Origin of the sequence: Methylobacterium sp. OAE515, from assembly GCF_041806315.1 — a bacterium.
Classification (GTDB): Bacteria; Pseudomonadota; Alphaproteobacteria; order Rhizobiales; family Beijerinckiaceae; genus Methylobacterium; species Methylobacterium tardum.
In genome coordinates this window covers 4,323,719-4,336,161 of record NZ_JBGMUV010000001.1, presented here as the reverse complement: position 1 = coordinate 4,336,161, position 12,443 = coordinate 4,323,719, and the positions used below count along the sequence as shown (strand labels likewise).

The window sequence follows — 12,443 nt, the reverse complement described above, 5'->3', positions numbered from 1 at the left end:
TACGCTCCTGTACGGGGCCCGGACGGGCCTGATCGGGGGGAGGGCGGGAGGCGGTGGGTCGGATCAGGCGGCGGCCCGGATCCAGGTCTGCTCCACCTCGTTCCAGCCGGAGAGGAAGGCCTCGACGCAGCGCGGATCGAAATGGAGGCCGGCCTGATCGGCCACGAAGGCCCGCGCGCGATCGAGGGGCCACGCGGTCTTGTAGGGGCGCTCCGTCACCAGGGCGTCGAACACGTCGGCCACCGCCACGATGCGGCCGGAGAGCGGGATCGCCTCGCCCTTGAGGCCCTTCGGATAGCCCGTGCCGTCCCAGCGCTCGTGGTGGCTCTCGGCGATCTCGGCGGCGAGCCGCACGACGTCGGAGCTGCTGCCCTCCAGGATCCGGCGCCCGCGCTCGGCGTGCTTCTCCATCTCGGCGCGCTCGACGACGGAGAGTGGCCCGCGCTTCAGCAGGATCGAGTCGGGGACCCCGATCTTGCCGACATCGTGCATCGTGGAGGCGAGCTTCAGGGTCTGGATCGCGGCGGGCTCGAAGCCGAGGCTCCGGGCGATCACGCCCACATAGCCCGCCACCCGGGCGATGTGATCGCCGGTATCGGTGTCGCGGTGCTCGGCGGCGCGCATCAGCAGGGCGATGATCTCGTGCTCGCGCGCCTCGATCACCGAGACCGCGGCCGCGACCTCGCGGGCGAGCCAGGCGGTGCGGTCCTGTTCCTGCCGGTGCGCCGTGCTGATCCGCATCAGGTTGGTGATGCGCGCCTGGATCTCGACCGGATCGCAGGGCTTGCCGAGAAAGTCGGTGGCGCCGGCGCGCAGGGCCTCGTGACGCAGGCTGCGCTGATCGAGGCTCGTCACCATGACGATCGGCACATGCGCGAAGCCCGGCACCGCCCGGGCGGCCGCGATGACCTCGAGACCGGTCAGGCCGGGCATGTCGTAATCGGTGACGACGACGCCGATCCGGTCGACATGCGCCCGCAGGAAGTCGAGCGCTGCCCGAGGGCAGGTGAAGGCCACGGGCTCGCAGTCGGCCACGGGCTTCAGCGCCTGCAGCATCAGCAGGTTGTTCATCTCGGAATCGTCGAGGATCAGAGCGAGCATCGCGTCACTCCCCGGCGACTGTCCATCGGTGCGGGCCCGGCATCGTCACTCCACTCACTGCGTGATCAGCAGCTTGCCGCTGATCGGTCCCACGCCCTTGGGCACCGGAACGCTCGTCGCGTCGTAATTGGCGTTGAGGTAGAGGTTCGGCCCCTCGTAGAGATTGACCTGCTGCGCCACCACGACGGTGTAGGCGGACTGATCCGCCACCGGCTTGTCGGCATCGATGACGAGGCGTCCGGCCGGCAGGTAGATGGTGCCCAGCATCGTGCGGGCGTTGTTGCTGATGATCCGGTAGATCCGCATCGGCTTCGTCTGGCCGAGCGGCGGCGGCGTCGGCGGCAGCAGCAGGCCGGTGACATCGTCGATGAGGCCCAGGGCCGGATCGATCGGGTTGGAGACGGTCGTCTGCTCGGCCATCAGCAAGCCCGCCATGTCGCCGGTGGTCGGCGCCGTCAGGCTGACGGTCGTCTTCTTGTCGAAGAGCAGGCCTGCTTTGTCGCCCACGAAGTAGAAGCCGACATCCGTGCCGGTGAGCGTGGCATTGTCCTTCACGATCAGAGGCCCGTCCTTGAACACGTAGATGCCGGGCCGCAACGTCACCACGGCCTTCTTCTTGATCTGGAGGCCGAAGCAGTAGGTCCCGGGATCGAGCGTGACGTCCTTGTCGATCGTCTGCATCTGGGTGAGCGGCAGCAGGTTGAACGGGAAGGGCAGGCTCGCGCAGGCGCCGACCGGCGGGTTGGCTCGGCCCAGCAGCGGATCCGCGATCACCGGGCATCCGGTCTGCGGCGGCGGCGCGAAGTTCGCGCGAACCCCGAGATAACCGCCGGCCGAGCAGATGGTGTCGGCCCGCGCCAGCGAGCTGTCGCCGCCGACCATGCCGGTCGGGTTGGTCGAGTTGGAGTAGAGCGAGCAGCCGTTGGCGGTGACTTGCGCGTTCTTCTGCAGATTGAAGGCGCCCGGTGCCGACGGGTCGAGGGTAAGCATGCACAGCCGCATCTTGCCGACGACGCTGGCCTTGGCGCGGACCGAGATGGTCTGTGAACGGATGCCGAGGAAGGGGCCGAAGGCGAGCTTCACCGTGTCCTGGACCTGCGCTGCCACGCTGGTCTTGTCGCTCGCCACCGCCACGGTCACCGTGAACGGCTGGTCGGGCGACGACGGCGCATTGGTGCGGATGGCCTGCTCGGTCACGCCCTGCACGGCGGCGATGCTGGACGCGGCAAGCTTCATGGTGTTTCCACCGGACAGTACGCCCACGTCGGCAGCGTTCTGCAGCTGCGCACGGCGCGACGCGACGCGCGCGTAGTCGATGCCGCCGCCGACAAGGCCGAGCAGGACAACCGCGCTCAGGCCGAAGGTCACCGCCACGCTGCCGGACCGGTTCGGCAGGGCGCTCACCAAGCCCAGGAGCATGCGCCGCAGGTAGGAAATGATCGTGTCCTCGGGACGGGCTGACGCTCTGCATTATCAGGTGGCCCCTTAAAGAATTCGTCGCGCCGGGCCACAGTGCGTGCAGGCAAGTTCCGATCGGCGGGGATCCCCGCCACGCCCGTGGGGATATGGTCAACGCCGCGCTAAGCAACCTTAAATTGCTGCGAGTGTTGATGCATGTTATTCTGTCTTGTCCTTGTGGGCGGCGGAGTTAATGCTGCTGCTTGTGGGCAAAGCGAAGTTTTACCACGCGCCTCTCTGAAAGCCGGACGATTATTGGCTGTCTGGAACGCTTTCTAAACGGGCAGCCGGCAAACTCGCCCGAGATCGTGCCCTGCGAAGAGACGGCGCCGGCGCACGACCTGCAGAGTTCCCGCGTATGACAGGCATCCTCAGGCGTCTCGCGATCCCGGCTCTTGGCCCCGGACGAGGCATTCCGGTCGCTTCCTCTGACGCGCGGCTTGCGCGGGTGCATCCGCGGTTTCGCGTCGGGCGTTTCGCCCGCCACCGGGGCGGCGCCTCTGCGGTGGAGTTCGCGCTTCTCGCGGCCCCGTTCCTGGCCCTGCTGGGCGTCGTCGCGGAATCCGGTCTCGTCGCCCTGGAGCAGCAGACGCTGGACATGGCGGTGGACCGGGGTGTCCGTCAATTGCGGACGGGGATCTTCCAGGATGCCGCCGACGGCAGCGATCCGAGCCAGCGCTTCCGCAAGATCGTCTGCAGCGGGCCCTCGGTCCTGTTCCCCTGCACGGATCTGCGCCTCGACGTCTCGCGGGCAGCCTCGTTCGCCGCGACCAAGCCCACGGAGCCGTTCGACCGGACCAAGAAGACCTGGACGGTTGGGTTCGGCACGCGTTTCGACTGCCCTCAGGGCGGCGACACCGTGACGGTGCGCGTCGCGGTCCCGGTGATGCGCCTGTTTCAGGTGATGGACTTCACGGGCCGGATCATGTCGGACAAGTCGCAGATGCTGGTCACGACGGAGATCTTCCGGGCCGAGGATTACGAGCCGAAACCGTGCTGAGCGGTGGTCTGCGCACCGGCCTGATCGACTTCACCGCCAGCCGGAACGGGGTCAGCGCCGTCGAGTTCAGCCTGATCGCGCCGATCCTGCTCCTGATGTTCATGGCCTCGATCGAGTTGCCGCGCGCCTACATGATCGGCAAGCGCCTCGACAACGCGACGGCCACGATGGCCGACCTGATCTCCCGCGGCAACTACACGGACCTGTCACCGGTCTTCGCGGCCCTGGAGGCGATCGCCAACCCGTACGATGTATCCCGCGCGAGCATCGTCCTGACGGCGGGGGGCACGTACCAGACCCAGACCGGCGCCGCGGCCACGACGCAGGTCTGTTCGAGCGCCCAATCCAACGGGCAGGCCCGTCTGGCCGGATCGTCCCTCGGCCTTCCGCCGGCCGGCCTGGACCGGGCCGGCGACCGCTTCGTGATGTCGGAGGTGACGATGCCGTATCGCCCGATCTTCCCGGTCTTCTCGTCGCTCGTCGGATGGACGTTCCGGTACAAGAGGACGTGGCCCGTACGGGGCGGCGACATCTACAACGGGCAGAGCGAGATCGTTCTGCCCAGTGGAAAGCCCTGTCCCAAGTAAAGCCCTGTCCCAAGTGACGCGTCGCGGGAATCGCCATGCCCGGTCCGGAACCCAGACCTTCGGCAGAGGCGGACGGTCTCGACCCGCGGGCTGACGTCCTGTGAGCGCGCGGGCCCGCGCCGGGCGCGCCGTCACGCCGGGGCGAGAGCCGACCCCGATCACGCTGGCGCGCCCGCGCGATCCCTCGTAAACGCCTGGATTGCCGCAGCCCGAGCCCGTGAACACCGCATTGGCCGATCTTCCGCCCTCCGGAGGCCATCCGGAACTCAGTTTCCTCGCGGGGGGAGGCGAGCTCGGGGCCCTCATCCGCGGCCATGATTGGGCCGCCACACCGCTCGGCCCGGCGCCCGCGTGGCCCCAAAGCCTCAAGACCGCGGTGCGCATCATGCTCACCTCGCGGCAGCCGATCTGGATCGGCTGGGGGCCCGGCCTGACCTTCCTGTACAACGACGCCTACAAGTCCATCATCGGCGGGAAGCATCCGAACGCCCTGGGGCGGCCGACCGCGGATGTCTGGCGCGAGATCTGGGCCGATATCGGCCCCCTGCTGGCGACCGCCATGGGCGGCGTCGAGGGGACCTATGTCGAGGAGCAGCTCCTGATCATGGAGCGCAACGGCTATCCGGAAGAGACCTACTACACCTTCTCGTACAGCCCGATCCCCGGCGACGACGGCCAGCCGGGCGGGATCATCTGCGCCAACAGCGAGGACACCCACAGGGTCGTGGGCGACCGACAGCTCGCCTTGTTGCGGGAGCTGGCCGCCGAGACCGTGCAGGCCCGGTCCTGGCGGGCCGCCTGCGAGCGCAGCGCGACCGCCCTGGCGCGCGATCCGCACGACATCACCTTCGCGCTGCTCTACGTCATCGAGCCCGGGCAGGACGTGGCCGAACTCGCCGCCAAGGTCGGTCTGGCCCCAGGAGCGGCCGGCCCCGGCGACCGGATCGCCCTCGATGCGGCCGGCCCCTGGCCGATCGGGTCCGTGGCGCGAACCCACACGGTGTCGGTCGTCGCAGATCTGGAGGCGGCCGGCCTCGGCGGCGCGACCGGAATTTGGAATCGCCCGTCCGAGCGGGCAGCCCTCCTGCCCGTCCCCGCCAGCAGCGACACCGGACGCGGCGGCGTCCTGATCGTGGGCCTCAATCCCTACCGGCTGTTCGACGCGGATTACAGCGCGTTCCTCAGCCTCGTGGCGGGCCAGATCTCGGCCGCCATTGCCAGCGCCGACGCCTACGAGGAAGAGCGCCGGCGCGCCGAGGCCTTGGCCGAGCTCGACCGGGCCAAAACCGCGTTCTTCTCCAATGTCAGCCATGAGTTCCGTACGCCGCTCACCCTGATGCTCGGCCCCCTCGAGGAGGTGCTGGCGAGCGGCACGGCCGGCGCGGCCGTGCGCGCCCAGGTCGAGCTCGCGCACCGGAACGGCACGCGCCTGCTCCGGCTGGTCAACAGCCTGCTCGACTTCTCGCGGATCGAGGCGGGCCGCGTGCGCGCCGCCTTCGAGCCAGTGGATCTGGGCGCGATCACCGCCGAGATCGCCTCCGGTTTCCGCTCGGCCGTGGAGCGGGCCGGTCTCGAGCTGGACGTCCGCAGGCAGCCGCTGCCGCTGACGTCCTACGTCGACCGGGAGATGTGGGAGAAGATCGTCCTCAATCTCCTCTCCAACGCGTTCAAGTTCACGCTCAGCGGCGGCATCCGGGTGACGACCGAACCCGCGGCAGACGGGCGATCGGCCCGCGTCTCGGTCGCCGATACGGGCATCGGCATCCCGGCCGGCGAGATCCCCCGCCTGTTCGAGCGCTTCTACCGGGTCGAAGGCGCGCACGGGCGCAGCTTCGAGGGCAGCGGGATCGGGCTCGCGCTGGTGGCGGAACTCGTCCGGCTCCACGGCGGCGAGATCACGGTCGAGAGCATCGTCGGCCAGGGGACGACCTTCACGGTCGTTCTTCCCCTGGGACGCGCCCACCTCCCGGCCGCTCAGGTCCGCGACCGCGCGGATGCGGCCACCGCCGTCGTGCGCGCGCACGAGTACCTGGATGAGGCGCTGCGGTGGCTGCCGGAGGCCGCGCCGATGGAGACCGCCGGTGCGCTGTCGACGGCCGGGCTCGGCGCGATCACCCCCGACGGGGCCCTCCGGGTCGGCGCCGGGAAGGACGTGCTGCTCGCCGACGACAATGCCGACATGCGCAGCTACGTGGCGCGGCTGCTCGAAAGCCAGGGCTACCGGGTGACGGCCGTGGGCGACGGGGCGGAGGCCTTCGCCGCCGCCGCAGCGGCGCCGCCCGACCTGATCCTGACGGATGTGATGATGCCGAAGCTCGACGGCTTCGGATTGCTGCGGGCGGTCCGCCAGGAGCCTCGCACGGCCGGAATTCCGGTGATCATGCTCTCGGCGCGCGCCGGCGAGGAGGCCAAGATCGAGGGTCTCGATGCCGGGGCCGACGATTACCTCGTGAAGCCCTTCGCGGCCCGCGAACTCCTCGCCCGGGTCAACGCGAACATCCAGATGGCCGAGATGCGCCGCGAGGCCAGCCGGGCGATCTGGGCCAGTGAGCAGCGTTTCCGCATCAGCCAGGACCGGCTCTCCATGGCGCTCTCGACCGGGGGCGTCGGCATCTTCGAATGGGAGATCGACACCGACACCGTGGCCGTGCTCGGGCCGATCGCGGAGCTGTTCGGGGTGAACCGCGCGGAGGCCGAAGCCGCCGGGCTGCCGCTCGCCTCCTTCGTGGCGGGCATCCACCCGCAGGATCGGTCCCGCGTGCAGGAGGCGATCGCCGGGGCCATCGCGACCTCGACCCCCTACCAGGCCGAGTACCGCGTCACCGGCAGCGACCGGGAGCGCATCGTGCTGGCCATGGGAAGGCTCTCGTCAGAGCCCGAGCGGGGCCGGCGGCTGGCGGGCGTGATCATCGACGTCACCGAGCAGCGGCACGTCGAGCAGGCCCTGCAGGCGCTGAACGAGCGCCTGGAGCAGCGCATCACCGAGGAGGTGGGCGAGCGGCTGAAGGCTGAGGATGCCCTGCGCCAGGCCCAGAAGATGGAGGCCGTCGGCCAGCTCACCGGCGGCCTGGCCCATGACTTCAACAATCTGCTGGCCGGCATCTCCGGCTCGCTTGAGCTGATGCAGACCCGCATCGGCCAGGGCCGGCTCGACGATATCGGCCGCTACATGGCGGCCGCGCAGGGCGCCGCCAAGCGGGCCGCCGCCCTGACCCACCGGCTGCTCGCCTTCTCGCGCCGCCAGACGCTCGATCCCAAGCCGACGAACGTCCATGACCGCATCACCGGTATGGAGGACCTGATCCGGCGCACGGTCGGACCCGGCATCGCCGTCGCGGTGACGGAGGCGGCCGACCTCTGGGCCGCGCTCGTCGACCCCAACCAGCTGGAGAACGCGCTCCTCAACCTCTGCATCAACGCCCGCGACGCGATGCCGGACGGCGGCCGCATCACCATCGCGACCGCTAACCGCTGGCTCGATCCCGGCCCGGCCCGGGAACGCGACCTGGCACCCGGCCCGTATGTCAGCCTGTGCGTGACCGATACCGGCACCGGCATGGCGCCGGACGTGATGGCCAAGGCCTTCGAGCCGTTCTTCACCACCAAGCCGATCGGCCAGGGCACAGGCCTCGGCCTCTCGATGATCTACGGCTTCGCCCAGCAATCCGGCGGGCAGGTCCGCATCACCTCGGAGATCGGGCAAGGCACGACGGTATGCCTTTACCTGCCGCGCCATGATGGGCGCGCGGACGCTGAGGCAGCGCCCTCAAGCGTCACGCAGGCGCCGCGCGCCGAGCAGGGGGAGACGGTTCTCGTCGTCGACGACGAGCCGACGGTGCGCATGCTCGTGACCGAGGTGCTGGACGAGCTGGGTTACACGGCGATCGAGGCCACCGACAGCGCGTCAGGCCTGCAGGTGCTACAATCGGACGTCCGGATCGACCTTCTGATCACGGATATCGGCCTGCCGGGGGGGATGAACGGCCGCCAGATGGCCGATGCCGCGCGCGCGCGGCGGCCTGGTCTGAAGGTTCTGTTCATCACCGGCTACGCGGAGACCTCGGCCCTCGGCAGCGGCCAGCTGGCGGCGGGCATGGCCGTGCTCACCAAGCCGTTCGTGATCGAGACGCTGGGGGCGCGGATCCGCGAGATTATCGCGGGTCCGTGAGTCGCGGCGCCGGGCTTCGGCCGCCTGGCTGCAGCCGCACGGCCGGCGAAGCGGCCGCCCGTTTGCCGGACGCCCACAGCGCTTGGCCGCGGCTCAATGCGCCAGCAACTTCCGGGCAAACATCGCCGCGGCGAAGACCATCGCTGCAGCGGCGGTAATCAGGCTGGTCATCAGGATCCGTCGCGGCTCGGTGGCGGATTGGGCCCTGATCGCCGGGACGATGGGCACGAAGGCCTCGGCCTTCTGGGCCGCGAGGATGCGCGCGCGCTCGAACGCCAAGCGCACCTGCTCACGATACTTCTCTTCGTAGGTGCGCTTGCTTTCGAGGGCTTCGGACTGCGTCAGCGCGTTCGAGAGCCGCCGCTTCTGATCCGGATCGACGGTCGCCAGCTCCCGCTGGATGCGCGCGATGTTGTTGTCGAGATCCTTGATCTGCTGCTTCAGATCGACGATGGGCCGCGCCTCGGGGTTGAGGTCGCGCTGAAGGACGGCGAGCTGGATGGACAGCTTGGCGCGGGACAGCTGAAGCTCGGAGACGGTCTTGAGCGTGACTTCGTTCGATTTCACCGCGTCCAGCACACCCTCGCGATTGCGCAGCGCGTTCAGGGCTGCGCGCGCCGCCGCCACGCGCTCGTCGGCGAGCTTCAGCTCGCGCGCGCTCTCGTCCACCGCATCCTGGCGCGGCTTGATGCTCAGCTCGTTCACCATCCGCTCGGCTTCCGCCATCACGGCTTGTGTGATCGCGAGCGACTCGTCCGGATCGAAGGCTTCGACGGACAGCGTCATGATGCCGGTGCCGGACTCGATGTCGACGCTGACGCGCCGCTTCCAGTAACGGAGGAGCTTCTCGATCGGCTTGTCGGGGTTGAGACGGGACGGATAGTCGATGCTGTCGCTGCTGAACCACCTGCGGATCGGCAGCTGCGCCTCGATCGCCTCCAGCATCGGCCGGCTCAGGATGTATTCCTGCGCGATCAGCGTATCCTGGGCGATCATCTCCTTCGGAACGCCGGCATTGGTGCCGACCGCGTCGGGCGTGGCCTTGTCGGCTGTCCCGAACATGGGTCGGATCGCGAACTGTGCCTCCGTGACGTAGCGGTCGGAGGCCAGGAGGCCATAATACAGACCGCCGGCCAGCGTCGGCAGCACGAAGCAGAGGACGAACAGGATCGGAAGCCAGGGATCGCTCTTGATGTGGCTCTGGTAGGATCGGACGCCCTTCTTGCGTTCCGCGAGTCCGGGCACCCGCGCGATCTGCCGCAGCGACTGCGAAATCCCATTCTGCCGATCGGCAGCCTTGAGAAGCCGCCCCTCGGCTCTCCGAGCCTGCATGTTCATCGCCTGCTTCTCGACTGTGGAGCTGTCCTGCCCGCGATCCCCGGACGCGTCCGGGACGTCGCCGGGGTCAGTGGCACGGACAGGCGGCGAAAGCATGTCCGTGACACGCCCGCAACTCCGGCCTCGCGCCCGCCCCGGCGCGGGTCGATCCACCCTTGGGAATCTCCAGCCTGTCTCAGGGCGACCGCCCGCCTGTGACATGGTCTGGTGAGGTCGGGCTATCGGCCCGCATCCGGCCCTACGACAGTCAGTCCGTCAGGGCGCGCCGGAATGCCTCCTCCTCGATCGCGGCCGCGAGCCGGCTCACGCCGCCCGCGGATGACGCGATCAGCAGGCCCCCGGCCAGGATGCCCGTGCCCGAAAGGCCGTAGCGCAGGACCGGTCCGGCTGGCGCCCCGTGATTCCCCCGCGGGCCGAACGAGGCCCGGCTCAAGGCCAAGTCGTCGAGTCGGCCGCTGATCGCATGGGGCACGATCTGCAGACGCCTCTCATCGCGCAGGCCGAAGATCCGCCGGGACGGGTCGAGGGCGACCGTGACCCCGGCGTCGAGGTGCAGGAAGCCTTCCGCTGTGAGCGGGCGATGTCCCGCCCGGAAGCGATCGAACACGGCGAGACCCGAGAGATCGTCCAGCAGCACGAAGGCCCGGACATGCCGGTAATCGGGCCCGTGCACCTGCGTCTCGATGCAGTGCACGACAGCATCGCCCAAGCGGAAGGCCGCCCGCGCGAAGCCCGCCCCCGCACCCGGTTCGCGGCCGTCCGGGATGGCGACATTGTGCGCCCGCGCCGTCGCCAGGTGCTGGCCCGCGCTCTCGGTGATCCAGCGCAGGCCGCCGGTGGCGAAGGTGAAGGAGGTGCAGTCCCGGTGATCCTGTGGGTCGACCTGCTCGGAGAAATCGGCCGTGAAGGCGGACCAGCCCGCCCCGTCCCCCGACCGGCGCACGATGAGGGTTCCGGGCCGGCTCGCTCCGGCGGCGCGGGGCCATCCGTCGCCCGCCCGCCCGAAGTCGGGCGCCGCCATCCCGGGCCGGTCATGCGCGGCGGCCACCCGCTCCAGCCAGCGATACCGGTCGGGGTGGCCGGGCGTGTCGCCGAAGGGGGGCAGGGCACCGTCCGGCTCGAACAGGGCGACCATCCCGGCCCAGGCCTTCGGCACGCGCGCGTCGAGGATCCCGGCCAGCGGCGTCAGATCCGGCCGGGCCTTCAGGATCGGGATGAGGACCAGAGCGAGGGTGAGGATCTCGAGGCTCCGGTGATACGAGGCCTCCGCGACGGCGCCGTCGGGGTCGATCATCGCCTCGAAGCCGCGCTGCAGGGCGAGCACCGCGAGGGCCGTCCAGTGCCGCGCCATCGGGAAGGCGGGGAGGGCCAGACCGGCCGCCAGCAGAGCGGCTGCGACCTGAAGCTCCAGAAGCGAGCCTGCCACCGTGTGCTGCGCCAGGATCTCCGCCAGAGCCACGGCGTGACGCACGACCTCACCGCCCAGGATATCGATCGCGCGCGCCCATTCGCGCCGGCCGCGTCACGCGCCGCCGCCTGCAGGAGGCTCAGCAGCGCCTCCAGGCGCCGCGCCGTGCAGGCGGGATGCTGGCTCAGAGAATCCGCCGGTTGACCCCAAGGGTTCGCGCGGGACCAGGACACGGCGATGGCGACCGCGCGCTCCCGAACCGCGCGCTCCGGACTCTCGGCAGCGCCCCAGGTCCAGTCCAGGGACTGGTACGCCAGGCGCCACGCCTGCGACCGGAACGGGTCGGCCGCCCAGTCCGGGACGTCCGGAAGCGGCCAGGCCGGCCGGGATGCGAGGCGGATGGCTCCCTCCGCCCAGACGCAGGCCTCGGCCCCGTCCCGCAGGCGCGCGAAGCTGCGCAGCGGCGACGGCCGCTCAGCCAGGAGGGCGGCATCGAGGTAGGGCCGGATCGATCCCGCCCCGGCACCGCCGTCGTGAAGAGGGCCGAGGCGGCCGAGCAGCCGTGCCAGGACCGCCTCGGCACCCGGATCCGCGTCGTCCGTCAGATTCGCCAGGCGCAGGTCGTCGTCGAGAAGCGCGTCGGGCGCGGCCGCCAGCGCGAGACCCGGATCCGCCTCCCAGGTCCCGAAGCCGATCTCCAGGGTTGCAGCCTGCAGCGGCGGAGAGACCTTCAGGGTGAAGCGGTAGGCCTGTCGGTGGACCGGGATGTCCAGGAAGGCCGGAACCGACAGCGTGGATAGGGTGTCGGGGTAGGGGGGCGGGATCGGGCTGCCGCCGGCATCGCGGAAGCAGATCTGGGCCAGGGCGCCCTCCGTCCGCCCCTGCGCGATCACCTGCCCCCGGAAGACGAGCGGGCGCCCCGGGACGAGGCCATGCCGGAACCAGACAGGATGGGGACCGAGGTCGATCCGTCCGTCCTGGGCCAGCCGGCCCCGCGGTGGAGCGGCCCCGTCCTCTGCGGAGGACGCGCTCGCGCCGGCCGGCCGGATCTCGGGACCAATGATTCGGAAGGGGTGCGCGTTGCGCCAGCTCCGGATGACCACGGCCACCCCGGCGGCGGGAGCCGGCAGGTAGAAGCAGCGGCGCACGGAGACGGCGCGGGCACCCGCGCCGCCCTCCCAGGCCGGCCCGGCGAGCCAGTCGCCATGCGCATCCATCGAGGTCCGGGCCAGCCCGGGCACCCGCGCGAAATCAATCTCCGATCCGTCCTGCGACAGGAACACGACGCCGAGCATCGCGAAGTCCCTGGCATCCGGGACCGACTCGGCACCGTCGCAAACCACATATGCGCTAAACTCATACCATTGACCGGCGGTCAGGCGC

At 70.1% G+C, this 12,443-nt stretch carries 7 protein-coding genes; 3 read left to right on the top strand and 4 right to left on the bottom strand.

Features of this window, described 5'->3' with window-relative positions; all coding sequences use genetic code 11:
* Window positions 1-63: 63 nt before the first annotated feature.
* Both ABIE45_RS21090 and ABIE45_RS21085 read right to left on the bottom strand, forming a co-directional pair.
* Complete coding sequence (locus ABIE45_RS21090; protein ID WP_192709097.1) at window positions 64-1,101, bottom strand: HD domain-containing phosphohydrolase; 1,038 nt, start codon at window positions 1,099-1,101, stop codon at window positions 64-66.
* A gap of 54 nt (window positions 1,102-1,155) precedes the next feature.
* Window positions 1,156-2,520: a pilus assembly protein TadG-related protein gene (locus ABIE45_RS21085; protein WP_192709098.1), complete on the bottom strand. Its 1,365-nt coding sequence runs from the start codon at window positions 2,518-2,520 to the stop codon at window positions 1,156-1,158.
* Window positions 2,521-3,064: 544 nt separating this feature from the next.
* On the opposite strand from ABIE45_RS21085, the gene ABIE45_RS21080 reads away from it, so the two are divergent.
* The 3 genes from ABIE45_RS21080 (at window position 3,065) to ABIE45_RS21070 (ending at window position 8,314) form a co-directional block, all read left to right on the top strand.
* On the top strand, window positions 3,065-3,559 hold the full coding sequence (locus ABIE45_RS21080; RefSeq protein WP_284202035.1) for a TadE/TadG family type IV pilus assembly protein: 495 nt from the start codon (window positions 3,065-3,067) through the stop codon (window positions 3,557-3,559).
* Window positions 3,553-4,146 carry a TadE/TadG family type IV pilus assembly protein gene (locus ABIE45_RS21075; RefSeq protein ID WP_192709100.1) on the top strand — a complete coding sequence of 198 codons (594 nt, stop codon included), beginning with the start codon at window positions 3,553-3,555 and terminating at the stop codon, window positions 4,144-4,146. Before ABIE45_RS21080 ends, ABIE45_RS21075 begins: the two co-directional genes overlap by 7 nt.
* A 217-nt stretch (window positions 4,147-4,363) precedes the next feature.
* On the top strand, window positions 4,364-8,314 hold the full coding sequence (locus ABIE45_RS21070) for an ATP-binding protein (RefSeq protein WP_373622512.1): 3,951 nt from the start codon (window positions 4,364-4,366) through the stop codon (window positions 8,312-8,314).
* A 93-nt stretch (window positions 8,315-8,407) separates the two neighbouring features.
* Here the strand turns inward: ABIE45_RS21070 and ABIE45_RS21065 are convergent, their stop codons facing one another.
* Entirely contained in the window at window positions 8,408-9,652 is a 1,245-nt protein-coding gene (locus tag ABIE45_RS21065; protein WP_192709101.1) for a capsule biosynthesis protein, read from the bottom strand.
* 1,290 nt (window positions 9,653-10,942) lie between these two features.
* Window positions 10,943-12,355 (bottom strand): hypothetical protein, encoded by a 1,413-nt coding sequence (locus ABIE45_RS21060; protein WP_373622511.1) that lies wholly within the window; start codon window positions 12,353-12,355, stop codon window positions 10,943-10,945.
* Between the last annotated feature and the right edge of the window lie 88 nt (window positions 12,356-12,443).